Origin of the sequence: Shewanella sp. 10N.286.52.E4 (assembly GCF_041468785.1) — a bacterium.
GTDB classification, from domain to species: Bacteria; Pseudomonadota; Gammaproteobacteria; order Enterobacterales; family Shewanellaceae; genus Shewanella; species Shewanella electrodiphila.
This window is the reverse complement of record NZ_JBFRJJ010000007.1, coordinates 27,022-51,885: the sequence shown is the minus strand read 5'-3', so window position 1 is coordinate 51,885 and position 24,864 is coordinate 27,022. Positions and strand designations below refer to the sequence as shown.

Here is a 24,864-nt window from a genome sequence, read left to right as displayed (position 1 = left end):
GCTTAACTTAACGAGTACCATATACGACTATAGTTTTACCGTGAGCTTGAATAAGGCTTTGTTCTTCAAGCATTTTTAAAATACGGCCAACAGTTTCACGCGAACAACCTACAATCTGACCAATCTCTTGACGAGTGATCTTGATTTGCATGCCATCTGGGTGAGTCATTGCATCTGGCTGTTTAGCAAGATGTAATAAAGTTTGAGCAATACGTCCAGCAACATCTAAGAATGCTAAATCACCTACTTTTTGGCTAGTGCTTTGCAGGCGGTAAGCCATTTGAGCAGTAAGCTTCATTAGGATTTCAGGATTAACCTGAATCAGTTGCTTGAATTTCTTGTAAGAAATCTCTGCGATTTCACATGGTTGTTTTGCACGAACCCAAGCTGTACGTTCTGCTTGTTCTTCGAATAAACCAAGTTCACCGATGAAATCACCCTGATTAAGGTAAGAAAGGATCATTTCTTTACCTTCTTCATCTTTAATCAATACAGCTACTGAGCCCTTTACGATGTAGTAAAGCGTGTCAGATTCTTCACCTGCGTGTATCAAGGTGCTTTTTGCTGGGTATTTATGGATGTGACAGTGTGAAAGAAACCACTCCAAAGTTGGATCAGGTTTAGGCTTGCCAATCAGAGCCATGTTTATTTCCTCGATTGATAAAATGAAAGTAAGGACTATCTAATAAAGTAATTGTACGTGACTTGTCGCTGTAAAACCTTGATGAAGATCGAGTTTAACATTATGAAAAACGCGACTAAGTCAGTATTAACTTATTAAATTTAAGATTTATTTTTGCTACATTAGATAACTATGTCAATCTAATTTAGTGTGCGTTAAATTATTTAGCAAGTCTTTAAGTAACTATTAAATCAATATTTTGACTGTTTTTTTACTCTCAGTTCGCTATTAATGCTGATATTTTCAGACTTAAACACATTTCCTTTATTGTAAAACCACTAATTGATAGTTATTGTTAATTCGATTACCAAATGAAGTTGAGTTGTAGGGGTTGATTTGAAATATTCTCAAAAGCTATTAAATCTAGGGCTTGCTTGCTCGTTATTTATGCTTGGCAGTGCTGTAACACCTGCTCATGCTTTTTCTATTCCTGCTTCATTAGAATCCCAAGCAGGCACTAAACTTGTGCACATTCAATTACGTGCTGCTGAAGGCAATGCCGATGCACAATTCCTGTTAGGCCTGATGAACTTGGCTGGGCGCTTTGTTGACCAAGATACAGAGCAAGGACTGTACTGGGTTGAACAAGCGGCGATGCAAGATCATATTAAAGCTCAGCAAACTATCGCAGACTTATCATTTGAAGGTAAATTATTACCGAGAAACCTTGGAGTGGCTGAGCAGTGGTATCAGACCTTAGCGCAGCAAGGCGATCCTCGCGCTCACTTTCGTTTAGGTTTTATCTATTCAGCTGGTGGTGATGGGGTTGAACGTAACTGTGGTAAAGCACTCGATCAGTTTAATCAAGTCGGTGACAGTATCGCATTAGGCAATGTGGCTTGGATTTTAGCCACTTGTCCTGAAGAGCAATATAGAGATGGTTCACGTGCTGTTGAGTTAGCATTACAGTTGCTGGAAAATAATGCCAATGATCCGACTAACTTAGATAATCTTGCTGCAGGTTATGCTGAAATGGGTGAATTTGAGTTAGCGGTTGATACTCAGCAAAAAGCGATTGAAGCTTTAAAGCAAGATCCGGAAGTGGCACAGAGTGATGAATTTATTATGCGTCTCGAGCAGTACCGTCAGCGTCAGGCTTACCGAGAAGTCATTCCCTTAATGGATTAAGTGTCACGCAAACCTTTCTATCTTAAACGGCCTGTTGGCCGTTTTTTTGTTTTTACTTCAAAGATTTTCTATTCCATCTCTCTGTCAGAACTATTAATGCCTATGCTTGAATGATTGAAATCGAGTTTTTAATCATTCAAGCATAGGCATGGTGGCTTTGTTTTGGTGTTTTATTTAGCTTTGAGGTGATTTGATGAATCAACAATTGAAGTGGTATCAGTTAACAGTCATTTTTAGCTTATTATTTTCGTTGATGGGTTTTTCATACAATGTTTGGCGAATGGAAATAACTGAACACAATAGTAATGTGAGAACCGCGAGTTTTGAAATGTTACTTGAGTTAGCACAATTGCAGCAATTGGTTTATGCCGCTTATTATGATCAAGACTTAAAGCTTGGCAACCCAAGAGTTGGCTGGGTAAAAGTTGGGCTGATAGAAGATTTGAGTAGTTTAACTGGCAAGCCTGTAATTGAGCAGTCGCAGCAATTAACACAAGTATGGTCGACTCAATGGCAGAATATGCCTGAAAATGAAGCTGCAGCGAATCAAATTATTAAACAAGTGGACAGCGTGCGGGCTGAAATCAAAACCTTGCTAGTGTCATTAAACTAACGAAGAAGAGCGTGCTAAAAGTAGGTTTGCTGATATGCCCAAGTGCGCTAACAGATAAAGATGGGGGAATTAACACCCATGAGCACATCAACTATCGTTCTTTCGCCTGAAATCCCGATAGTGGAGATGATAATACCTATGGCTTAAAACAAGCTTAAACAACCATAAGTAATAATCGTTCATTTAGTAAGAATGTGACTCAGTATTAAGCGTTTTCTGCGGCTTTCTTATGCATTAATTCTTTGATCAATGGGGTTAGAATTAGCTCCATTGCTAATGACATTTTACCACCCGGTACCACTAAGGTATTGACTCGAGACATAAATGAGCCATCAATCATGCTGAGATAATAAGGGAAGTCGACATTGTTGATATCGCGAAAACGAATCACCACAAAGCTTTCATCTAGGCTGGGAATATCTTTGGCGCTAAATGGATTAGAGGTGTCTACAGTCGGTACCCGTTGAAAGTTAATATGAGTGCGCGAGAATTGTGGCGTCATATGTTTGATGTAATCATCCATACTGCGAACGATTGAACCCATGACTTTTTCACGGCTATGACCCCTGTCTGATGTATCTCGAATGATCTTTTGGATCCACTCTAAATTGACAATCGGCACCATGCCAATCAATAAGTCTACATGCTTAGCGACATTGGCATCTTCGGTAACAACACCACCATGCAACCCTTCGTAATACAGCATATCGGTATTTTCAGGAAGAGGGTGCCACTGAGTGAATGTGCCAGGCATTTGGTTAAATGGCACCGCTTCATCAAAAGTGTGTAAATAACTGCGGGTTTGGCCTTGGCCTGTATCAGAATAGCTTTGGAAGCACTCTTCGAGTTTGACGAAGTTATTTGCTTCAGGGCCAAAATAACTAAGATTGCGATTTTCAGCTTGAGACTTGCGGATTAACACTTCCATTTCTGCACGGGTAAAGTTATGAAAACTATCACCTTCAATAAAAGCTGCATTGATACCCAGTTGACGGAAGATATGAGTAAATGCCGTTGTCGTTGTTGTTGTGCCAGCTCCTGAAGAGCCAGTAACAGCAATAATGGGATGTTTTGTTGACATTTATCCTACCTAGATCAAACGTGAAAATTAGCTAAATAACTGAGACAGTTCAGTGTTTTATCGTTCTGCTCATCGTTAACACTTTCATGATTAAACTTGAAGAAAAACAGACTCTATTTATACGGGCTGAATCGATTGAGGTCAATGCTGCAATGTTAATCCTACTCAGCTGTTGGGTAAATGATTTGATCTTTATGCCTTATAGCGATTGATTCATCTTCTTCGCTAAATTCTACTTTGAGCTCGCCTAGCTTAAGAGAGTGCTTACACTTTTCAATGGCAGCAGCAATTTGTTGATCATCAAGTTGACCAAAAGATCCATCTTCAACTTGAGTTAATAAATACTCTTTAATCAAGTTATTAAGTGTTTCTTGCGGCAGTTGTAATAACGCCTCGTAAGGGATTAGCATGAATTAGCCTTTAATAAATTGGATGATGCGAGACTCTAAATAAAAAGTCGGTTTCCAAGGTACACCGCCAGAGATAAAGCCGACATGACCACCGTTTTGATGTAGTTCGTACTCAACATGATCAGACAACTCTTCATTGGATGGGATCACCGCATCTGTCATAAAGGGATCATCTTGAGCATGAATGACTAAAGTCGATTTTTGTACCTGTTTTAAAAATGGTTTACCACTCGCTCGATTATAGTAATCATATACATCGCTGAAGCCATGTAGCGGGGCGGTGACTCTATCATCAAATAGATGGAATGTTGTTAATTCGGCAATTTCTTTCGCGGTCACTGGCATATCAGTGCTCAAGTGCGCTTCAGCAACTTTTGCCTGCATTTTGTCTTGTAACTGCTTAATTAAATGCTGTTGATATACCGTAGAAAAGCCACTTTCTAATTTTTTTGCACAAGCGGCCAAACATAACGGCGCTGAAACAATGATGGTTTTGTCTAGCAAACTATCACTACCTTGTTCGCCTTGATATTTCGCCAGTACATTACCCCCTAAGCTATAGCCTACAGCGTATAACGCTGAGTCAGGAAACTGTTGGTTTAACTGAGTGAGGGTGAAGTGAATATCTTGAGTATCACCACTGTGATAACTGCGTGCTAGGCGGTTTGGTTCGCCAGAGCAGCTACGGTGATGATGTACCACGGCACATAAACCTTGTTCTTTTGCTGCTTGAAGCATGCGACGCACATAGTGAGAATCACTGCTGCCTTCTAAACCATGCAAAATGACTAAAATAGGTTGGCCATTTACCGCTTCACCCACCCAGTCTAAATCAACGAAATCACCATCAGATAGTTCTTGGCGTTGTCTTGAAACTTCTGGTTTGTCCACTTTGAAAAATACGGGTAAAATCGTTTGAATATGGGCACTTACAGCCCACCATGGTGGTGAAAAAGTCTTTTTCATATGGGTATTTTATGTGCAATGGTTTGTTAATATTCAAACGTGTGTTTAAATGTTGATTGAGTTCACTTTAGCATAGATGCTTTTGTGGCAACAAATGTGGCACTTGGGAGTGTTTGATTTGTGGCCGTGCTTTCGTACAGAAGTAGGCAATAGAAAAGGGATAACAATGAAAAGAAGAACCTTTTTAACTGGGGCGTTTACAGGAACAGCTGCGCTCGCTTTAGGTGTGAGTTTGTATACGCCTGAAGTAAACGATAACCCAGATGACACACATCGCTTATTATTCAGTGTGCTTATTCCGATATTTATGGATGGCGCATTACCAGAAGTTGCCAACTATCGTGATGCTTTTTTAAATCGGACCATCATTGCCATTAACCAAACAATCAGTGTATTGCCTGAAGATCAAAAGCAAGAATTAACCCAATTACTGACCATGCTGGAATCAAGATTTGGCCTGCTTATTCTCACCAGCAGCATTACGCCATTGGTGCTTAGATCGCCTGAACAACTGAATGAAATGTTGGAGCATTGGCGTCATCACTTTCTTGAGATGATGCAGACTGCTTATATTGGGCTGCGTGAACTCATCATCTCTAGCTATTACGCTTGCCCAGAACATTGGGGACGTCTGCACTACGCTAAACCTACATTTTTGGATGCCTAAGCTGTTTGTATTTTCACTAATTAACATGAATTCTGGAGTAACAAATGGCTGCAAATATCATTGATCCGATTACCACTGGCTTAGCTGCTGGTTGGCAGCATATAGATGCTAATCAATTGACAGAAAATCAACACTTTGAAGCTGATGTGGTCATTGTAGGCACAGGTGCTGGAGGTGGCTCGGCTGCTGAAATCCTGGCACAAGCAGGTCTTAGTGTGATTATGGTAGAAGGTGGTCCTTTAAAGTCATCAAGTGACTTCAATATGGAGGAACGCACCGCCTATCCTGATTTATACCAACAAGCTGCGGCGATGAAAACCTCTGATAAAGGTATTGGAATTTTTCAAGGTCGAAGCGTTGGCGGCTCGACGACGGTTAATTGGACCACTTCAATTCGAACGCCTGATAACGCGTTAGCTTTTTGGGAAAAAGAAAAATCTGTCACAGGCTTATCCACTGAATCCTTGCAACCTTGGTTTGAGAAAATGGAAGCCAGATTGAATATCAGTGAATGGCAATTTCAGCCTAATTTGAATAACGCGGCTTTAAAAGAAGGCTGTGAAAAGCTCGGCTGGGAATACACTGTTATCAAACGCAATGTGAAAGGTTGCTGGAACACGGGTTATTGTGGAATGGGTTGTCCAGTAAATGCTAAGCAGTCGATGCTAGTGACCACAATTCCCAGTGCGCTAGAGCAAGGCGCAACTTTAATCTCAAATGCTAAAGTTATTGATTTAAAGCATAAAGGGGACAAAGTTGAAGGCTTGTCTGCTAAAGCGCAATCGGGCAGTTCAAGTGCAGCAACGCTGACTTTTAGCGCTAAGCATTATATTTTAAGCGCTGGGGCAATACACACTCCGACTATTTTAATGCGGGCTAAAACCCCTGATCCACATAAGTTATTAGGTAAAACATTTTTACATCCAACGCTGTTATCTGGCAGTCTTTTTGATAAACAAATTGATGGTCACAGCGGCGCACCACAATCTATCTATTCCGATGAATTTGTTTGGCGAGATGGCGCAGCGGGTGAAATGGGCTATAAACTTGAAGTGCCTCCAATTCACCCGATTTTAATAGCATCTAAAACGATTGGTTATGGTCGCAGTCATGCAGAGCTTATGACTCACTTTAATAACTTACAAGTGATGATAGCACTTGTAAGAGATGGTTATTCTGACCAAAGCCCCGGTGGTCAAGTTAGGCTGACTGACGAAGGGTTTGCGCTCGATTATCCACTGGAACAACCTTTTTGGGATACCGCAAGACGTGCCTTTGCGACTATGGCTGAATTACAGTTTGCTGCAGGAGCTAAAAAAGTATTACCGATTAATGATGGTATTGGTATGCAGCTTAATTGGGCGCAAGCCAAGGAAACCATAGCCACTATGGATATCGGTTTGCTCAAGACGATTGTTGCGTCAGCACATGTTATGGGAGGCTGTGCTATGGGTGATGATAAAACGTTATCTATGATTAACAGTGAAGGGCAATCCCATTATTTTGAAAACTTATCAGTCATGGATGGCTCGATGTTCCCAACAAGTTTAGGGGCTAATCCACAACTATCCATTTATGGCATAGTGGCGCGTAATGCTACGTTACTCGCTGAACGTTTAACGGCCAAAACATAAATGGCACTTAATTTGGGATAAATACCTTTTTAGTATAAATCGCTAAAGTCAGATTAAAAGACTGATGATATGAAGGCTTAATCAATAAAACCGACTGTAACCAGTCGGTTTTTTTGTTGCTACCCCTTGTCAAAATATGTTCAGTAATATGACATTTTTATTAAATATTCCATTTCACATATATATGAATTTGCATATATCTGTTTTTGCGCATATCCTTGCTGCATTATCTATAACGATTTTGAACTTTGATACTTTTCTTGGTTATTTACCTTGAATAAACACCAAGATGATAGAGGTTAACTATGCAACCCAGCATATTTTTTAAATGCTTAGCTGATGAAACTCGATTGAAGAGTTTACTTTTAATTTCACTTAATCAGGAGTTGTGCGTCTGTGAGTTAATGGCTGCGCTAGATGATAGCCAGCCAAAAATATCACGCCATTTAGCTCAACTTAGAAAAGAAGGTTTGTTAACCGATAGAAGGCAAGGTCAGTGGGTTTACTACCGACTTAATGATGCATTACCTCAATGGGCTCAAACCGTTATTACACAAACCGCATCAGGCAATACCGCATTCATTGAAGCTGATCTGAAGCGCTTAGCGGATATGGTCAATAGACCTAACTGCAATCGTTGTTAGTGATTTCAAACACTGATTTAACTTATTTTATTAAACGAAAGGCTAGATTATGACAATTAAAGTAGGAATTAACGGTTTTGGCCGTATGGGACGTTTATCATTTCGTGCTGCATTCGATTGGGCTGACGTTGAATTTGTTCAAATTAACGATCCAGCTGGTGATGCAGCCACACTGGCTCATTTAGTCAATTTTGATTCAGTTCATGGTCGTTGGGCTCATGAAGCTGTTGCGCATGATAATACCATCGAAGTTAATGGTCATAAGATTGTCTGCACAGCCAATAAAGCTATTGCCGATACTGATTGGTCAAACTGTGATGTTGTTATTGAAGCATCAGGTGTGATGAAGACCAAAGCAAAGCTGCAAGCTTACCTTGATCAAGGTGTAAAGCGTGTTGTAGTGACGGCACCAGTGAAAGAAGACGGTGTGTTAAATGTAGTTATGGGCGTGAATCATCAAGATTATGATAAATCAATTCACCCAATTGTTACCGCAGCATCTTGCACCACTAACTGTTTAGCACCTGTGGTTAAAGTCATCCATGAGTCACTAGGTATTGTTCATGGTTCAATGACAACTATCCATGACATTACGAATACCCAAACTATTCTTGATGCTCCCCACAAAGATTTACGCCGTGCAAGAGCATGTGGCATGAGCCTTATTCCTACAACCACGGGATCTGCAACAGCAATTACGCATATTTTCCCAGAGCTGAAAGGCCGCTTAAATGGTCATGCGATTCGTGTGCCATTAGCAAATGCGTCAATTACAGATTGTGTTTTTGAACTGAGCCGCAGCACCACAGAAACTGAAGTGAACCAATTGCTTAAACAAGCTGCAGAAGGCGAGCTTGATGGGGTGCTTGGTTATGAAGAGCGTCCGTTAGTCTCGATTGATTATAAAACAGACCCTCGCTCAGCGGTTATCGATGCGCAATCAACCATGGTTGTTAATGATACTCAGCTTAAACTTTATGTTTGGTATGACAACGAGTGGGGTTACGCAAATCGTACTGCTGAATTAATGCGTTTAGTGGGCTTGCAAGATAAAGCTGACGTGTAGTCACATGTGATTAATAGGGTTATACCGGTGTCTTTATTCACAAAATTGGCAAACTTGCCCAGTGAGATAAAACAGTACTTAATTGTGACTGGCAACTATTGGGCATTTACATTGACCGATGGTGCACTGCGAATGCTGGTGGTGCTGCATTTTCATGGTTTAGGTTTTAGCCCGATTGAAATTGCAATGCTGTTTTTGTTCTACGAAATTTTTGGTGTTGTGACTAATCTTGTAGGAGGTTGGCTTGGTGCGAGAGTGGGTTTAAATCGCACCATGAATATCGGCCTGGGCTTGCAAGTGTTTGCTCTGTCTATGCTGCTGGTACCCAATGAATGGCTCACTGTGGTGTGGGTAATGGCGGCGCAGGCATTATCTGGCATTGCTAAAGACTTGAATAAAATGAGCGCCAAAAGTGCCATTAAAACATTGGTTCCCGCTGGAGCTGAAGGTAAATTATATCAATGGGTTGCTATTCTTACTGGTTCTAAAAATGCCCTTAAAGGTGTGGGTTTTTTCTTAGGTGGCGCGCTGCTGACTGTGTTTGGTTTTCAGGCGGCAATCTTAATCATGGCAGTCGCGTTATTGCTGGTGTGGATATTTAGCGTATTAACCTTAAAAAGCCAGTTAGGCAAAGCGACTGCGAAGCCCAAGTTTACAGAGATTTTCTCTAAGAGCAGTACCATTAACTACTTATCTGCAGCAAGGCTGTTTTTGTTTGCAGCAAGAGATGTATGGTTTGTGGTGGCATTGCCCGTCTTTCTTGCCAGTCAATTTGGCTGGGATCATTGGTATGTTGGGGGCTTTTTAGCCTTGTGGGTTATTGCTTATGGTGGTGTTCAATCCTTTGCGCCCCATTTTACCGGCAAAAAACAAGGTAAGGTGCCTGATGGTAAAAGTGCCTGCTTATGGGCTGCGGTATTGGCTATTATTCCTGGAGTGATTGCACTGGCTCTCACTTTCGATTGGCATAGTCATATTATGCTTATCGGCGGGTTATTGGTTTTCGGCGGATTGTTTGCAGTGAACTCATCGATGCATAGCTATTTAATTGTGAGTTACGCAGATAAAGATGGCGTGTCTTTAGATGTTGGCTTTTATTATATGGCTAATGCGATGGGTAGGCTTATTGGCACTTTGTTATCGGGTTGGGTATTTCAGCAATACGGACTTGAGGTCTGCTTGTGGATTTCGAGTGTGATGATTGCGTTAGCAGCAATCATTTCGACACGTTTACCGCAACAAAGTCATTCATAATCTTTGTTTTAACGGCTGATAGTATTGTTTTAACGGCAGATAGTATTGCTTTAGCGGATGTATAAGTGGTGCAGCGAATATTGATAATATCGGTATTCGCTGCTCGCTTTAAGCACTTTGTAATTGAGTAAAATAATCTGCGTCGATACCAAATAAGCACAAGTAATTTTCGGTGTTATAGGTGTCTTTTTTATCAGAGGCAATATCGGAAGTAGCGTCAGCATTAATTGAGCTTTGCTCAAACTGATTTAATTTCTTCAGCAACATTTGCTGAGTTTTGCGCTCCATCATCAACTCTATATCTAACATTTGTTGATATTCGCCTGCTTGTAAATATGATTTAGCTAAGCGGCGTAATTTACGATATGGGGTAACAACTTTAGTATCCCAGTCTTCAATGGTCGAGGCGAGTACTTCCCACTGCGCTAATGGTAAATAGTGGCACTGTTGATCGAGGTATTGGGCCAACAATAGTAGGTTTACATTAACTTGGTAGTCGTCTTGTACGCTGATGTAGCTTACTGGGTTGGTCGCGTATAGATTGTCACAATCACGCCAAATTAATGAGTTAAAAGGTTGCACTAGACTTTCTCCAACGTGTAAGTATCCATTCTTTAAGATTCAGACTGATAATGAGGATTACGTTATCTTGCATTATCGATAGCACGATAACTTGAATCTTATTGTCCTTGAAAAGCTCGGTGCATTTCAGGTGATAGTTAAATTTTGATAACTACAGGTTAAAGCTTATTAAATCAGAGGCTTTAACCTGTTTCCTCTTGTTTGAATGATTGTTGCAGGCACATATTTAGCTCATTCAAACAATTGGCAGATTAATTGAGGGTAAACTCTTGTTCGATAACTTCAATCTGCTCTTGAAGATCAAGCCAAGTCATTTCACTTTCGTCCATCGCTTGTGTCAGTTCAGTTCTCTCATTAAGCACTTTAGTCATTTTAGCTTTATTTTCCGCTTCATAAAGCGTGCCATCAGCCAAGTCGATTTCAAGTTCAGCTAAACGTGTGCTGATTTTTTGCTGTTGTGTCTCAAGCTTAATTTGCTGTTTACGCAATGGAGACACTTTCTGTCTTAATTCGGCTTCAAAACGTTTCTGCTGTTTTTTGTCGATTGTTGGCTTAGTGTCACCCTCTTTAGCGGCCGATGATTGCGCTGCTTTTGCTGCATCGAGCAACCATTGGTGATAATCATCTAAATCGCCTTGGAAAGGCTTTACAGCACCTTGGTCTACAAGGTAATAGTCACTACAGCTTAACCGTAAAAGATGTCGATCATGTGACACAATGACCATTGCACCTTCAAAAGTTTGCAATGCCATGGTCAGTGCATGACGCATCTCTAAATCAAGGTGGTTGGTCGGTTCATCTAAAAGCAATACGTTTGGTTTTTGCCATACGAGTAGTGCCAGAACTAAACGGGCTTTTTCGCCACCCGAGAAAGGTCTAACAGCCGACATTGCCATATCACCATTAAAACCAAATCCGCCTAAAAAGCTACGTAGTTCAAGCTCTTTCGCATTGGGCGCTAGACGGACTAAATGCTGTAGCGGGGTGTCATCCAAACTTAAAAATTCAATTTGATGCTGAGCGAAGTAACCAATATTCAGACCAGGATTAGGCTGATATTTACCTGTTATAGGGGCTAAATCTCCAGTGAGTAATTTTATCAGAGTCGATTTACCGGCTCCATTTCGGCCTAACAGACCAATACGCGCACCTGGAACTAGGTTAAGTTTTACTTCACTTAATACGGTTTTGTCACCGTAGCCAATAGACACATTCTCCATGGTCGCTAAAGGATTAGGTAAAGCGTCAGGCTCACGAAAAGCCATATGAAACTGGCTGTCGACTTGTGAAGGTAATAAGTTAGCCATTTTTTCTAAGGCTTTTAATCGACTTTGAGCCTGTTTGGCTTTACTGGCTTTATAACGGAAGCGGTCGACAAAAGATTGCATGTGAGCGCGTTCTTTTTGTTGACGTTCAAATGCGGCTTGTTGCTGAGATAATCTTTCAGCACGAATACGCTCAAATGAGCTGTAATTACCTTTGTAATAATTCAGTTTGGCATGCTCAACGTGAACAATTTCATCAACGATCCCGTCAATAAAGTCACGGTCATGACTAATTAAGATAAGCGTACCTTGGTAGGCTTTAATCCAACCTTCTAACCAATACATGGTATCTAAATCTAAATGGTTGGTGGGTTCATCTAGTAGCAATAAGTCAGAGCGGCATAGTAGTGCCTGCGCTAAGTTAAGACGCATTCTCCAGCCACCAGAGAAGCTTTTTACTGGGTTACTTTGTTCTGGCTCACTAAACCCTAGACCAGCTAACAGGGAGCTCGCTCGTGAGCGAATGGCATAACCACCGATAGCATCAATTTTTCCATGTATCAGCGCGATGTTATGGCCATCATCTTTTTCTTGAGCGATAGCCAGTTGAGCCTCAAGTTGACGAAACTCAATATCACCATCGAGTACATATTCTAGCGCTGAGACTTCAAGTGCCGGTGTTTCTTGGGCAACAGTGGCGACTTGCCAACCCGCAGGTAAACTAAATTCGCCTTTATCAAGTTGTAAATTGCCTAAAATGAGCGCCAATAGAGATGATTTCCCTGTGCCATTCGCACCGACTAGGCCAACTTTATGGCCAGGATAGACGGTAAGGTTAGCTTCATCGAGTAGGGTTTTCGTTCCGCGGATGAGTTGGGCTTGGCTGATGTTAATCATGAATGGCAACTTGACTGGTGATAATACAAAAAGTGCAGCGATAATAGCGTAATTGATACTTTTTTAACACTAGAGCGAGACTGGATTCACCAATTCGTGGCAAAATACTGCTACTGATATCGCAAATGCACAGAAGAACAATAATAAGATTATGGCTAAAATAAAAAAACGCTTTGTAGCTGGGGCTAAATGCCCTCAATGTCATGCTCAAGATACTATTCAACTATTTAAAGAAAATGGTGTTGAAACAGTTGAGTGTACTGACTGTGATTACCGTGAACAACAAACAGAGGCAAAAGTCGCTGAAAAAGCCACAGGTAATGTCATCGGCGTATTTAAGCCTGATTAATGAATGGCTAATGTAAGGTGTTGAGCGAATATCTGGATGATAGGAACTGGAATAGCTCGAGAACGCTATAGTTAGTGGGCGTTGCGCTGAGGGATTTGCTTACTATTATTCTTTAGCGATAGCGCCATCATTGGCGCTTTCTGCTAGGATTTTGTTTTTGTGTTCGATAAGTACAATAATCACGTGACGATTATTTTTCATTAACTCATCAAATCGATTATTAATCTCAGCTAAATCTTCTACATAATCTGGATCGTCTTTTTCTTTCTTGTGCCAATAGCGATTACGATCAAGTTTTTGAATTTCACTGGCACGTAAAATTTCAAAATAACTATTTTCTTGCTTGAGGCGATAAACTTCACTGTCCAATAATTGGATTAATTTCTCTTTGGAAATGGTTTGTTTTTTCAGCAACGCTTTAAGCGGGTCTTCTTTTAAGACAACCTTATCCGAATCAACTTCTGTGGTGATCCCAAGCTGGTATTCAATTTTGTGCTGACGATATTCTTTTGGGCAAACAGTCTGACTGAAGGCGATTTTATTGTCCTTCATGCACTTATAAATTGTATTTGCAGAGGCGAAAGTTGGCCCCATGAATAATACAATAATGAATGTGATGAGTAGTCTTATTGGCATGCGGCCACAGATCCTTTTGTAATCTAACATCGCTTCAACACCGTGTTGAAGGTATATCAGATGGTTACCGCTAGTCAGCCAAAACCCATTGGCGCTAGGTGGTTGTAAATCATTATAGCTGCTTGTCGCTATAATGTTTAAATATACTTAATTACTATGGCCTAATTTTAACGATAAAACCAGTTTTTTGACAGTAGATTTTTTATTGGCACAGAAGAACTTTGCGTTAAATTTGTAAGACTTAGTGAACAATCAGCTAAGTCTTACAAAGTCAGTGGCGAATAGATTAGCGGCTAAAGGTAAGATTATCTATAAGGCGGGTATTGCCAAGGTAGGCAGCGACTAAGATCACTAGATTGTGATCTTCACTGGTAATAGGGGCTAAATTAGTGGCGTTTCTAACAGACAAGTAATCCATTTTAAAACCTGCTTTCACTAACGTTTCAGCCGCTATAGCCTCACTTTCAGCAATGTTTTTTCCACAAGCAACATCAGCTGCAAGCTTATCCATACACTGTTTAATCGCAGCAGCTTGTTGCTTTTGCTCAGCAGTTAAATAACCATTTCTTGAGCTCATGGCTAAACCAGATGCTTCTCTTATTGTGTCAATACCAATAATCTCAATCGGTAATGATAAATCTTCAGCCATCGCTTTAATCACCATGAGCTGTTGATAATCTTTACGGCCAAATAATGCCACATCGGCTTGAACGATATTAAATAGCTTGCATACAATCGTGGCTACACCACGAAAATGTCCCGGTCGACTTGCACCGCAAAACTCATCACCAATATTCGGTACTTCAACAAAAGTTTGTTGCGCTAAACCTTTTGGGTAGATGATGCTAGGTGTAGGGGTGAATAATAGCTCTGCACCTGCATTAATAAGTGCGTCACTATCTGCTGCTAAGGTTCTTGGATAAGCGTCAAGATCTTCATTTTGGCCAAATTGCATTGGATTGACAAAAATGGACACCACCACATGGTCTGCGCGTTTTAGCGCTTCAGTCACTAATGTTATGTGACCATTGTGTAAGTTACCCATCGTTGGCACAAAGGCAACGGTTTCGCCTTGCATGTGCCATTGTTTTACTTGTGCTCTGATTTCAGCAATATTCGCTGTGGTAATCATCGATATTTACCTAGTTGTACAATAAATTTTAATGCAGTTACTAAGATGAACTCACACTGCATGCCAATGTTGTTTGTTATAAAACTTAGTTAAACGAGTGCTCATCGGCTGGGAATGTGCCATTGGCGACTTCTTCAATATAGGCTTTCACTGCAGAACGAATTTCGCCAGTTTGCTGCAAATAGTTTTTAGAAAACTTAGGAATATAGCCGCTTGAGATACCTAGTACATCGTGCATAACCAAGATTTGCCCGTCGGTATCACCACCAGCGCCAATACCAATGACTGGGATGGTCAATGCTTCAGTAATGCGTTTTGCCAGTGAGCTCGGAATGCATTCAACCACTAATAATTGAGCGCCAGCAGTTTGTAATGCTAAGGCATCATCAATCATGCGTTGAGCTTTATCTTCTTCACGACCTTGTACTTTAAAGCCGCCAAAAACATGCACCGATTGTGGCGTGAGACCTAAATGAGCACATACTGGAATACCGCGTTCAGTCAACATTCTCACACTATCAAGTAACCATTCACCGCCTTCCAGTTTGACCATGGTTGCACCTGCCTGCATCAAAATTGCAGCATTAGCCATAGTTTGTTCTGGGGTGGCGTAACTCATGAAAGGCATATCAGCAATAAGTAGGGCTCGTTTGCAACCGCGATTAACACTGGCTGTATGATAGGCAATATCATTGACTGTCACAGGCAATGTATCACTGTGGCCTTGCAGTACCATACCTAAAGAATCACCAACCAGTAGGACATCGACGCCTTCGCTATCAAATGCGCCAGCAAAGCTCGCATCGTAGGCGGTCAACGCGGTAAATTTCTTACCTTCTTGTTTGAATTTTATGAGGGTTGAGCTAGTGACTTTTGACATAATAAACTCTTAGAAGCAATTCATATTCAAGTAATGGATATGCGATGCAAACGGCATAAAAGCTGATTAAATTTGAATTAATTCAGCTCGCATTTCACGGGTAATTAAGCTTTTTAATTCGGTGCTACATGGCAGTATTAATTGTTGATTAATATCTGCAAGTGGAATGAGAACAAAACTGCGTTGCTTCATTCCATAATGGGGAACCGATAGTCGAGGCTCATCGATGATTTGTGTCCCGTACAGTAAGATATCTAAATCTAACGTACGTGGTCCCCAACGTATCTCTCTGACACGGCCTTGGGTATTTTCAATCGCTTGCAATGCGTCGAGCAAAGCTATTGGTGCAAGGTCGGTGTTAAATTGTGCCACACCATTGACGTAATCAGGCTGTTCAACATCGCCCATAGGGACTGAACGATACAGTGGTGACACATTAACAATCGCATCGAGAGCAATCTTTTTTAACGCCAGTACAGCGTCTTGGATTTGCTGTACTGGTTCATTTAGGTTTGCCCCTAACGCCACATAAACCGTGGTGCTCATGGTTAGCCTTTTGTTTCAGCTTTAGGTGCTGAGTTTTTCTCAGTCGTACATGCAGACTCTGATTTAGGCTTACTAGGACGACGACGTTTGCGCTGTTGAGCATTGCGATTACGGCTAGGACCTTTTTTGCTGCTTTTCACTATGTCAGAACGCTGTTGTTCATCCGCTTCAACGAATGATTGCCACCACGCTGCTATTTTACCTATGTTGCCAGCTTCTGCTTCACCACGAAGGAGTAATAAATCATAAGCTGCACGGAACTTAGGGTGTTCGAGCAATTTAAATGCACGAGTGCCTTGGCTGCGCTCAAGTCGAAGTTGTAGTTGCCAAATATCTTTAGCTGGCGTGCTAAAGCGACGCGGAATACTGATGGTGCGGCATTGTTGCTCCATCACATCACCCATTGCTGCGACATGTGCATCGTAGTGGCTTAAGCCACTTTCAAGCGCTATATCATCAGCACGTTGCTTTAATGGATACCAAAGCAGGGCTGCGTAGAAAAATGCCGGTGTGACAGGCTTGTCTTGGCTTACGCGTAAATCTGTGTTGCTCATGACAGCATTGAGCATTTTGGCGGTATAACCGTTTGGTTGCTCTTTTATTTGCGCTGAAATTTGCGGGAAAAGTGGTTGGAATAACCCTAAGTCTCGCATCATTTCGTAGTTAGCTTGTGCTTTGCCAGCAAAAAACAGCTTAAGTACTTCTTCGTACATACGTGCTGCTGGAATATCTTTAAGCAGTGGTGCTAACTCTTTAATTGGCGCCGCTGTTTTTGATTCGATTTGCATATCCAGTTTGGTTGCAAAGCGCACAGCTCGAAGCATACGCACCGGATCTTCACGGTAACGGGTTTCTGGATCGCCAATCAAACGAATGGTTCTGGCATCTAAGTCACTAATACCACCGCCATAACTGCGGATAGAGTAGTCACTGATATCGTAATAAAGTGCATTGATTGTAAAGTCACGGCGTTCTGCATCTTCATCGATTTCGCCATAGACGTTGTCGCGTAATAGACGACCTTCAGCATTTGATTTCGAAATTGTTTCGTCGGTTTCGCCATGGTGACCACGGAAAGTGGCGACTTCAATCACGTCGCGGCCAAATACAATGTGCGCTAATCTAAATCTACGACCCACAAGGCGGCTATTACGGAATAGTTTTTTGATTTCTTCAGGGGTTGCATTGGTCACAACGTCGAAATCTTTCGGTTCCATGCCTAATAGGATATCGCGAACACCACCGCCGACAAGGTAGGCTTTGTAGCCTGACTTGCTCAAACGGTAAAGAACTTTTAGTGCATTTTCACTGATTTGACGCCTAGAAATTGTATGGGCATCTCTGGTGACAATGTCCAGGCGCAATCCGTCATCTTGAGCTTCTGGCTCAATGACCGGAGTGGATTTATTGTCTTCAAACAGTTGTTTGCAGAATTGGCTAATACGGCGAAAAATAATACACCTCGAACGATACGATTAATGGTTAAAATTAAATGGTTAAAAATCTGGCGGCTATGATATACCAATTGTACGCCAATGAGTATATCACTGCGCTATCAGAATCTCAGATACTTGTGGAATATCAACAATACTAAATTGCTCGCATGCTTGTTTTAGCATGATATCCACATGGTCTATGTCTACTTGGGCTTGCCCTAAAAATTGCAAAGCCGCATTGATACTGGCTTGTGGCCTAATGACATCAATTGCATTTGCATAATTTTGTTTAGAAAGCTTAAATCCGGGTTTAGTGCATGCTAGAGGTAGATGCAGCCAGTTTGGCGAACAAAAACCAAGAATTTTATTCATGCTTAATTGTCGGCAGCTGGTTTCGAGCAAATCACAGCCTCGTACAATTTCAGTAATGCCTTGAAAAGCATCGTCGATCACTACCGCAAGTTGATAAGCATATAAGCCGTCACTGCGTTTAATAATAAAATCTTCACCTGCAAATCCTTCATTGACTGTGATATTACCCATCAACAAGTCATTGAACTGATCAACTTTAGCGGTATTTCTAATTCGAATAGCGCCTTGGTTGAGTGGTGAGGTTAATTGTCCGCAGCGACTGTCATAAACGCCGCCCATCTGACCAATTTGTTTTCGAGTACATTGACAAAAGTAGGCTAAGTCTTTACTTAATAGAGTATCTATTTTCTGTTGGTATATTTCCGTTCGCTGACTTTGATAAAGAACTTGCTCATCCCAATGTAATCCATAGGCGTCGAGCGTGGCTAAAATGTCATCACTTGCGCCTTTAACTTCTCTTGGCGGGTCAATATCTTCAATACGAACAAGCCATTTGCCATTTTGATGTCTAGCGCGAAGGTAACTGCCAAGTGCAGCAATAAGAGAGCCAAAATGTAATGGGCCAGAAGGGGATGGAGCAAAGCGACCAATATAATGAGGTGAGTTCACCGATATACCTTTTGCTTAAATCAATTTAGCGGTAGGGGAAATACAAAAACAAAGGGCGAGAATCATCTCGCCCAATATCTGATATCGGAAAGTGCTTAAACCGATTGTCAGTGGTCGCTGAATTAGCCAGCCATTTGCTTTTCTTTAATTTCAGCAAGCGTCTTACAGTCGATACATTGATCAGCTGTTGGACGTGCTTCAAGACGGCGGATACCAATCTCAACACCACAAGAATCACAGAAGCCAAAATCGTCTTCTTCAATTTTTTGTAATGTCTTTTCAATTTTCTTAATGAGTTTACGTTCTCTATCACGAGCACGTAACTCTAAACTAAATTCTTCTTCCTGCGCCGCGCGGTCTACTGGATCTGGGAAGTTAGCAGCTTCGTCTTGCATATGGTTTAACGTGCGGTCAACTTCTTCACGTAACTGGTTACGCCAAGCTTCTAAAATCATTTTAAAATGACCACGTTGCTCTTCACCCATATACTCCTCACCAGCTTTTTCCTGGTAAGGTTCTACACCTGCGATAGCGAGTACGCCGAGTTTTTTAGTGCCTTCAGGCATAACGCATCTCCTGTAATAATTAGCGATTTATGTGCGTCGTAAAATTTATGGCCGCTATCTATAGCAGAAACGCTATAGCGTGGCAAATTATTTGTTTAGTATTTTACGCTTTTTTGACCTAAACAATCACTTTGCACGAACGACTTAGGGTACTTGAAATAGCCGATAATTCTGTTTGATAAGCTAAAACTTCTACGCCGCTATTTACCGCTTGTTTTAGTAATAATGCATATTGCGGATCGATATGCTCTGCAGCTTGCACAATATTGATACCAGTATGCTGAACAACAAACAGCAATACTGCTCTATGACCTAGACTAACCATATGCATAAGCTCGCGCAAATGCTTTTGCCCCCTTGTAGTGACCGAATCAGGGAAATAGCCTACTGTTTGCTCTAATAATGTACAGCTTTTGATTTCTACATAGCATAAAGGGCGATTTTCATCGCTGAGCAGTATATCTATGCGGCTATTTTCATCACCATATTTAACTTCTCGTTTTAGGGTTGAATAACCAGTAAGCTCAGTGATGACACCCGCATTGATGGCTTCTTCAGCCAAGGCATTAGCCCTACCAGTATTAATGCCAATTAAATGTTGCTCTGTTGTTTGAGCGATTTCCCACGTATTTGGATATTTCCTTTTAGGGTTATCTGAGGTAGAAAACCACACGAGTTCACCAGGAAATAAGCAATTCTTCATTGAACCAGTATTAGGGCAATGAATGGTTATTTCTGTTCCGTCATCAAGCCTAACATCAGCTAAAAAGCGTTTGTAACGTTTGATCAAGGTTCCCTGTTGCAGCGCTGGGGTAAACTCCATGAAAAATTTTTCTCCGTAATAATAGTGTTTACAATTTTTATTGAAATCTATAGTAGTTTTTGTCACGTTTCATTATCGAATTACAGTACACTTAGCCCATTGGAAACAAAAGTGACAATGCAAGTACAACAAGGAAATCATAATGGAAATAATGACTGTTACCCTAACACAAGAAGCGCCACAGAGCCTTTGGGGTAAAGCTGATGTTACCTATCAAGGCAACCAAGCGTTTATACATTTATCAGGTACAGATGAACTACGCCAAGTGCAGGCGGCTGCAAGAAAAATCCGCAGCCAAGGAGTAAGCAAGGTTCAATTGGATGGTGCGCTTTGGAGCATTGACTCTCAATGGGCATTCTCACAAGGCTTTACCACTGCTAAAGGTGAGTTTGAGGTATTGTGGTGTGGTGACAGTGAGATTCAGACTACGTTAACTCATCGCTTTGAAGCTGCCAGCTTTGCGCGCATGTTGGTAAATGAAACCCCTGAAGAATTATCTCCAGTGATATTGGCAAATCATGCTGCGAAATGGCTTAAGGCCATTGGTGGTGACAATGTTAGTTATGACATCGTGGAAGGCCAAGAACTATTAGAAGCGCAATGGATTGGCTTACATGCTGTAGGTCGTGGTAGTGAGCGTCCTCCTGCGATGTTGGTACTTGATTTTAATCCACTAGGTGATGATGCAGAAGTATCAACAGCACTTGTGGGTAAAGGCATTACATTCGATTCAGGTGGTTACAGTATTAAGCCATCTGAAGGCATGCTTGATATGAAATGTGACATGGGCGGCGCTGCCACTGTTACCGCTGCATTAGGTCTAGCAATGAAAGCTGGGCTGAATAAGCGCGTGAAGTTATTCCTATGTTGCGCTGAGAACTTAATCAGTGGTCATGCTTATAAGTTAGGTGACATCCTGACTTACAAAAATGGCGTTACCGTTGAAGTGGTTAATACTGACGCTGAAGGCCGTTTAGTCTTAGCTGATGGTTTACAAGCCGCATCCGATACCGGAGCTGAACTGATTATAGATGCAGCGACATTAACAGGCGCAGCCGTCATGGCTGTTGGGACAAATTATAACGCGATTTTCTCACCGCAAATGGAAACATTACAGTTAGCACAGCAACAAGCTGCAAGCGTTGCTGAAAATGTATGGCCTTTACCATTAGATGCATGGCATAAAGATATGTGTCCTTCACCTTATGCTGATACGGCTAACAGCCGTGCAATGAAAGGTGGCGGTGCTGGTGGTGCTTCAAATGCTGCAGGCTTCTTGTGGCGCTTTGTTCGCCCTGATGTTAACTGGTTACATATGGATTTAGCTGGCGCCTATGCGTCATCGGCTAATTCACTATGGAGCGCGGGTGCCACGGCTCACGGTGTTCTGACTATTGCTGCGATACTAAATAAATAAGCTGAGATCTAGAGCTGTCGTATTGGTTAGTCCACAATCGATTTACATCCCAAAAGCCGCTATATGCGGCTTTTTTGTGTTTAATTTTCCGATTTGCAGTTTACAGTTATCAGTTCAGTGGCCAACTTTTAAGGGCTAAATATTCAACGCCCATTGGTGTTGATTTTGATTCAAATAAAGTCAGCTCAGTGATATCGAAGCTAATAGGCGCTAGTTTTATCATGTTGGAAGCTTTTGTCGTCATCTCATTCATTAACGCTTGAGTTGAAGATGGTATTTTTACATGACGAAATAAACTGACATGAGGCCGATAATCATGTTGGCTTTGATGCAGGTTTAGCTGCTTGGTTAACTGCGTGAGTTGCTCAACAATACTCCTTAATTCAATTGAGGCTACTCCTTCGATACACAGTATTTTTGCCTTCGGCCAATAACTAATATGCTCAAGCCTTTGGCTAAAGCGATGCAATGACATTGAGGATATCTCTGTGTCAATTTTTTCAATGTCTTGAGCACTGGTCAGTCCTAAAAAAGCCGCAGTTATGTGTAAGTTAGTATTACGCACTGGTGTGGCAGATGGATTGATGTGAGATGCTAATCGCTGTTGGATGTTTATTAGCCGTTGCTGGTTATTAATTGATATAGAAAAGCCAATAAAAGTGCGTTTGTTATCATTTTCAGACATTCGTTTGCCTTACTAAGTCGTTATGCATTGAATTATCTCGCGCAGAGATAAACTCTAAGATAATTTATAGGTTACTTAAGTTAAGGATAACCAAGAAAGTTGTCGTTTTTAACCTGACGTTAATAATATGAGCTAAGATTGTAGTTAACGTTATGGAACAACAGTTCACCATCGTAATGCTAAAAGCGATACGACTAAATAGTGAGAGATAAATTGCAATTACATAATGAGTTATTTAATGATTGATAGCGAATTGGAATCGATATGGGTCAGTAAACAATCTTCTGAATTAAGTCGCTTGTTATCGTCAGAGCAAGTGGCTACAGAAGTTGAAGCGTTGCAACAGCAACTTGGCTGCGATGGCGTGATCGTTATTTTGTCCCAAGTATCAGAGCACATTACCAGTGGCTTTGTTTTACAAGCCAATGCATTGAAAGTGTATGAGAACAATCGCCAAAATGCCGAAATTCTTGGTTTATCATTGGCATCATTTCCAATCCTGTGTGAGCAATTATTACTTAATCAACACAGTGGCTTATTTCCTGATAAAGACCTAGAGCCAGAGTCCCGCGAGGTTAAGCAAAGTCATTTTTCAGTACGATTAATTGACGAATTAAATCAATTCATCACATCATCCACGCTGCCTATTCAATTACACATTAACCATACTGTCGTTATTGGCAACAGCCGATTATGTTTGGTGCCGTATCAACATCAACATAAGGGTATTGTTGCTCAAGCAGATGCTAAATTTTATCTCGTGAATGAAAGTGCGCTTACGCTTTGTTCTCAAGTGGAGCTGACTCGTGTCACTGAGTTATTAAATAATAAAGAATTACAATATTTAGAACTATTTCAACAACTCCCCGTCGCATGTGCGTTAATCGATAAAGATAACAATGTCAGTAAACAGAACCAAGTTGCCAACCAGAACTTACCATTACATCTAAACCAAAGTTTATTTTCGGTAATTAACTCAGATGATCATTTGCTGCTGGAAGATTGTTTACACATTGTGCGTGAAGGCGCTTTGCATCAGTCTTGGTGCGAAATTCCATTAATTATCGCTGGAACAAAACATTGGTATAAAATGAGCTTTTGTCGTGCGTTAGATATCGAAAATCATTTACTGATGATGGTTGAAGATATTTCCGAGCGATATCGATTAGCCGATGAACTGTCATTCCAGTCCAACTATGACCCTCTTACTGGTTTGCCCAATCGTGTGCAGTTTGAAGCGATGTTAGAAGAAGCTATTGATGCTAAAGATCGCCTGCCTGCGTGTGTTGCTTTTCTTGATTTAGACCAGTTTCAGGTGATCAATGATGTGAGTGGTCATAAAGCGGGTGATGAACTTTTGTGCCAAGTATCCAAACGCCTAAGCTTGCTATTACGCACCGGTGATATTGTCGCAAGGTTAGGGGGTGATGAGTTTGGCATCTTGATGTTCTATGCTGATAAGGAATCGGCCGAATTAGTGGCAAAACGAATTTGCCAGCAACTATCGGAACACGAATTTATTTGGGGGGAAATCACCCATAATGTCAGTATCAGTATGGGCTTGTCAGAACTTGACTCACGCACTTCAGATATATATAGCATAATGAGCCAAGCTGACGCAGCTTGTCGAATTGCCAAAGAAGGCGGCCGAAATCGCTGGCACTTTTATTGTAAAAAAGATCCACAAATGCACCAGTTGTACAATCAAATGCTCGCTTCAGTGGATATCATTTCAGCATTGGCTCTGAATCAATTTGAGCTATTTTATCAACTTATTGAGCCATTATCGTCCGATGAATCGGGTATTCATATGGAGGTTCTGCTGCGTATGGTGCAAGAAGATGGCCGATACGTTTCACCAGGGGTTTTCCTTCCTGCGGCAGAACGTTATAACTTGGCCTCAAAAATCGATCGTTGGGTCATAGATAACTTATTAAAATGGGGCGCTCGCCACATGGAAATTTGGGAACAGCTTTCTATGGTGTCAGTAAATTTATCTGCATTGTCATTATCTGACAGTAAATTTATGAGCTGGTTAGAAATGCGTTTAATGGTCGAGCCTGAATTAGTGTCCAAACTGTGTTTTGAGATCACTGAAACAGCGGCTGTGAGTCAACTTGAACAAGCGACAGCTTTGATTGACTTACTTAAGCCACTAGGTTGTAAACTGGCGTTAGATGATTTTGGCTCAGGTTTCTCAAGCTTTGCTTACCTTAAATGTCTTGATGTTGATTACGTTAAAATTGACGGTCAATTTGTAGTGAATGTTTGTGATGACCGCAGTGATAAAGCCATTGTGTCGGCCATATGTCAGCTGGGTAAAGACATGGATTTTGAAGTGATTGGTGAGTTTGTTGAAAGCGAGACCATTGGCCGATTATTACGTGAGCTGGGCGTAGATTATGGCCAAGGTTATGCTATTGGCAGGCCTGCACGGTTAATTGAATTATCCTCAGGGGTTCGCAGCCCTTGGTTACTAAATTAACGCAACACAACTCAATTCAACGCAATAGTGTCAGTCTAT

Annotated in this window: 25 protein-coding genes; 10 read left to right on the top strand and 15 right to left on the bottom strand. The window is 41.3% G+C overall.

Annotated features, from left to right (window positions below; translation table 11 throughout):
- Positions 1 to 7: 7 nt before the first annotated feature.
- Positions 8 to 643 (bottom strand): cAMP-activated global transcriptional regulator CRP, encoded by a 636-nt coding sequence (gene crp, locus AB4153_RS04065; RefSeq protein ID WP_102529220.1) that lies wholly within the window; start codon positions 641 to 643, stop codon positions 8 to 10.
- A gap of 375 nt (positions 644 to 1,018) precedes the next feature.
- On the opposite strand from crp, the gene AB4153_RS04060 reads away from it, so the two are divergent.
- Both AB4153_RS04060 and AB4153_RS04055 read left to right on the top strand, forming a co-directional pair.
- Positions 1,019 to 1,810, top strand: coding sequence for a tetratricopeptide repeat protein (locus AB4153_RS04060; RefSeq protein WP_198589600.1), 792 nt, complete (start codon positions 1,019 to 1,021; stop codon positions 1,808 to 1,810).
- A 193-nt stretch (positions 1,811 to 2,003) separates the two neighbouring features.
- Positions 2,004 to 2,423, top strand: coding sequence for a hypothetical protein (locus tag AB4153_RS04055; RefSeq protein ID WP_303515645.1), 420 nt, complete (start codon positions 2,004 to 2,006; stop codon positions 2,421 to 2,423).
- Positions 2,424 to 2,628: 205 nt separating this feature from the next.
- On the opposite strand, the gene AB4153_RS04050 is transcribed toward AB4153_RS04055, so the two are convergent.
- The 3 genes from AB4153_RS04050 to AB4153_RS04040 all read right to left on the bottom strand — a co-directional run bounded on the left by AB4153_RS04050 (position 2,629) and on the right by AB4153_RS04040 (position 4,880).
- Positions 2,629 to 3,504: a phosphoribulokinase gene (locus AB4153_RS04050; RefSeq protein ID WP_102529222.1), complete on the bottom strand. Its 876-nt coding sequence runs from the start codon at positions 3,502 to 3,504 to the stop codon at positions 2,629 to 2,631.
- A gap of 161 nt (positions 3,505 to 3,665) precedes the next feature.
- Positions 3,666 to 3,914, bottom strand: a complete 249-nt coding sequence (locus tag AB4153_RS04045; RefSeq protein WP_102529223.1) for a YheU family protein — start codon at positions 3,912 to 3,914, stop codon at positions 3,666 to 3,668.
- A gap of 3 nt (positions 3,915 to 3,917) precedes the next feature.
- Positions 3,918 to 4,880 (bottom strand): hydrolase, encoded by a 963-nt coding sequence (locus tag AB4153_RS04040; RefSeq protein ID WP_102529224.1) that lies wholly within the window; start codon positions 4,878 to 4,880, stop codon positions 3,918 to 3,920.
- A gap of 166 nt (positions 4,881 to 5,046) precedes the next feature.
- On the opposite strand from AB4153_RS04040, the gene AB4153_RS04035 reads away from it, so the two are divergent.
- From AB4153_RS04035 to arsJ, 5 genes are all read left to right on the top strand, one after another.
- Entirely contained in the window at positions 5,047 to 5,547 is a 501-nt protein-coding gene (locus AB4153_RS04035) for a TAT leader-containing periplasmic protein (protein ID WP_102529225.1), read from the top strand.
- A 44-nt stretch (positions 5,548 to 5,591) separates the two neighbouring features.
- Positions 5,592 to 7,181 carry a GMC family oxidoreductase N-terminal domain-containing protein gene (locus AB4153_RS04030; RefSeq protein WP_371996466.1) on the top strand — a complete coding sequence of 530 codons (1,590 nt, stop codon included), beginning with the start codon at positions 5,592 to 5,594 and terminating at the stop codon, positions 7,179 to 7,181.
- Positions 7,182 to 7,486: 305 nt separating this feature from the next.
- Positions 7,487 to 7,825: a metalloregulator ArsR/SmtB family transcription factor gene (locus AB4153_RS04025; protein WP_102529227.1), complete on the top strand. Its 339-nt coding sequence runs from the start codon at positions 7,487 to 7,489 to the stop codon at positions 7,823 to 7,825.
- Between the two features lie 49 nt (positions 7,826 to 7,874).
- A complete protein-coding gene (locus AB4153_RS04020; RefSeq protein WP_371996465.1) occupies positions 7,875 to 8,891 on the top strand; it encodes an ArsJ-associated glyceraldehyde-3-phosphate dehydrogenase in 1,017 nt (338 codons plus the stop codon).
- A 27-nt stretch (positions 8,892 to 8,918) separates the two neighbouring features.
- The gene (gene arsJ / locus AB4153_RS04015; RefSeq protein WP_102529229.1) at positions 8,919 to 10,145 is read left to right on the top strand and encodes an organoarsenical effux MFS transporter ArsJ; all 1,227 of its coding nucleotides are present in this window, start codon (positions 8,919 to 8,921) and stop codon (positions 10,143 to 10,145) included.
- Positions 10,146 to 10,253: 108 nt separating this feature from the next.
- On the opposite strand, the gene AB4153_RS04010 is transcribed toward arsJ, so the two are convergent.
- Both AB4153_RS04010 and AB4153_RS04005 read right to left on the bottom strand, forming a co-directional pair.
- Positions 10,254 to 10,727, bottom strand: coding sequence for a DUF2390 domain-containing protein (locus AB4153_RS04010; protein ID WP_303515606.1), 474 nt, complete (start codon positions 10,725 to 10,727; stop codon positions 10,254 to 10,256).
- 251 nt (positions 10,728 to 10,978) lie between these two features.
- Positions 10,979 to 12,889: an ABC transporter ATP-binding protein gene (locus tag AB4153_RS04005; RefSeq protein WP_371996463.1), complete on the bottom strand. Its 1,911-nt coding sequence runs from the start codon at positions 12,887 to 12,889 to the stop codon at positions 10,979 to 10,981.
- A gap of 151 nt (positions 12,890 to 13,040) precedes the next feature.
- Here AB4153_RS04005 and AB4153_RS04000 point away from each other — a divergent pair, with 151 nt between their 5' ends.
- Entirely contained in the window at positions 13,041 to 13,238 is a 198-nt protein-coding gene (locus AB4153_RS04000; protein WP_229371182.1) for a YheV family putative zinc ribbon protein, read from the top strand.
- Positions 13,239 to 13,343: 105 nt separating this feature from the next.
- On the opposite strand, the gene AB4153_RS03995 is transcribed toward AB4153_RS04000, so the two are convergent.
- The 8 genes from AB4153_RS03995 to sfsA all read right to left on the bottom strand — a co-directional run bounded on the left by AB4153_RS03995 (position 13,344) and on the right by sfsA (position 20,238).
- The gene (locus tag AB4153_RS03995) at positions 13,344 to 13,874 is read right to left on the bottom strand and encodes a hypothetical protein (RefSeq protein ID WP_102529233.1); all 531 of its coding nucleotides are present in this window, start codon (positions 13,872 to 13,874) and stop codon (positions 13,344 to 13,346) included.
- A 286-nt stretch (positions 13,875 to 14,160) separates the two neighbouring features.
- Positions 14,161 to 15,006: a pantoate--beta-alanine ligase gene (panC, locus tag AB4153_RS03990; protein ID WP_102529234.1), complete on the bottom strand. Its 846-nt coding sequence runs from the start codon at positions 15,004 to 15,006 to the stop codon at positions 14,161 to 14,163.
- 85 nt (positions 15,007 to 15,091) lie between these two features.
- Complete coding sequence (panB, locus tag AB4153_RS03985) at positions 15,092 to 15,886, bottom strand: 3-methyl-2-oxobutanoate hydroxymethyltransferase (RefSeq protein ID WP_229371184.1); 795 nt, start codon at positions 15,884 to 15,886, stop codon at positions 15,092 to 15,094.
- 66 nt (positions 15,887 to 15,952) lie between these two features.
- Positions 15,953 to 16,432 carry a 2-amino-4-hydroxy-6-hydroxymethyldihydropteridine diphosphokinase gene (gene folK, locus AB4153_RS03980; protein ID WP_371996461.1) on the bottom strand — a complete coding sequence of 160 codons (480 nt, stop codon included), beginning with the start codon at positions 16,430 to 16,432 and terminating at the stop codon, positions 15,953 to 15,955.
- 2 nt (positions 16,433 to 16,434) lie between these two features.
- Entirely contained in the window at positions 16,435 to 17,796 is a 1,362-nt protein-coding gene (gene pcnB / locus AB4153_RS03975) for a polynucleotide adenylyltransferase PcnB (protein ID WP_371996459.1), read from the bottom strand.
- A gap of 180 nt (positions 17,797 to 17,976) precedes the next feature.
- The gene (gene gluQRS / locus AB4153_RS03970; protein ID WP_248955616.1) at positions 17,977 to 18,849 is read right to left on the bottom strand and encodes a tRNA glutamyl-Q(34) synthetase GluQRS; all 873 of its coding nucleotides are present in this window, start codon (positions 18,847 to 18,849) and stop codon (positions 17,977 to 17,979) included.
- 122 nt (positions 18,850 to 18,971) lie between these two features.
- Positions 18,972 to 19,415: an RNA polymerase-binding protein DksA gene (gene dksA / locus AB4153_RS03965; protein WP_055024924.1), complete on the bottom strand. Its 444-nt coding sequence runs from the start codon at positions 19,413 to 19,415 to the stop codon at positions 18,972 to 18,974.
- 118 nt (positions 19,416 to 19,533) lie between these two features.
- Positions 19,534 to 20,238 carry a DNA/RNA nuclease SfsA gene (gene sfsA / locus AB4153_RS03960; RefSeq protein WP_102529239.1) on the bottom strand — a complete coding sequence of 235 codons (705 nt, stop codon included), beginning with the start codon at positions 20,236 to 20,238 and terminating at the stop codon, positions 19,534 to 19,536.
- 142 nt (positions 20,239 to 20,380) lie between these two features.
- On the opposite strand from sfsA, the gene pepB reads away from it, so the two are divergent.
- Entirely contained in the window at positions 20,381 to 21,655 is a 1,275-nt protein-coding gene (pepB, locus tag AB4153_RS03955) for an aminopeptidase PepB (protein WP_102529240.1), read from the top strand.
- A gap of 109 nt (positions 21,656 to 21,764) precedes the next feature.
- Here pepB and thpR read toward each other — a convergent pair whose 3' ends face one another.
- Positions 21,765 to 22,340, bottom strand: a complete 576-nt coding sequence (thpR, locus tag AB4153_RS03950) for an RNA 2',3'-cyclic phosphodiesterase (RefSeq protein WP_371996458.1) — start codon at positions 22,338 to 22,340, stop codon at positions 21,765 to 21,767.
- Between the two features lie 238 nt (positions 22,341 to 22,578).
- On the opposite strand from thpR, the gene AB4153_RS03945 reads away from it, so the two are divergent.
- Positions 22,579 to 24,825, top strand: coding sequence for a putative bifunctional diguanylate cyclase/phosphodiesterase (locus AB4153_RS03945; RefSeq protein WP_371996457.1), 2,247 nt, complete (start codon positions 22,579 to 22,581; stop codon positions 24,823 to 24,825).
- Positions 24,826 to 24,864 lie beyond the last annotated feature (39 nt).